The sequence below is a fragment of the Pseudoalteromonas sp. SG44-1 genome, from assembly GCF_014164315.1.
GTDB classification, from domain to species: Bacteria; Pseudomonadota; Gammaproteobacteria; order Enterobacterales; family Alteromonadaceae; genus Pseudoalteromonas; species Pseudoalteromonas rhizosphaerae.
The window spans coordinates 1-391 of sequence record NZ_JACJEW010000254.1 but is presented as its reverse complement, the minus strand read 5'-3'; the positions used below and the strand labels follow the sequence as shown (position 1 = coordinate 391).

Here is a 391-nt window from a genome sequence, read left to right as displayed (position 1 = left end):
AGTGCTTTTTACTAGCTTGACTAGGCTTATCGCAAGTTAATACGTCCTTCATCGCCTCCAACTGCCAAGGCATCCACCGTGTACGCTTAGTCACTTAACCATACAACCCAAACGGGTCTTTGTTTCGTGACAGTTTAACTTCGCCAGAAGTTAATATTGAATACTAAAGTAGATACCAATCAACAAACGTAAACGTTCATTAAATGGCACTGAATGATACTGCTATCATTCTTTTTTTACTTTTGAAAACTCTGTACAAATAACACTGTTATTCATACGAATTTTATTATCAGCTTTTCCAAATTTTTAAAGAGCAAGAGATACAAAAACCTCTCAAAATTAAACACACTCTATTCTCAGGCGATTAAGCTGCCCGATAAAAGAATATTTA

The 391-nt window shown here is 35.3% G+C and carries 1 rRNA gene; it reads right to left on the bottom strand.

Annotated elements, in window-relative coordinates:
* A 23S ribosomal RNA gene (locus tag H5187_RS24060) occupies window positions 1-100 on the bottom strand; the annotation flags it as partial.
* Window positions 101-391 lie beyond the last annotated feature (291 nt).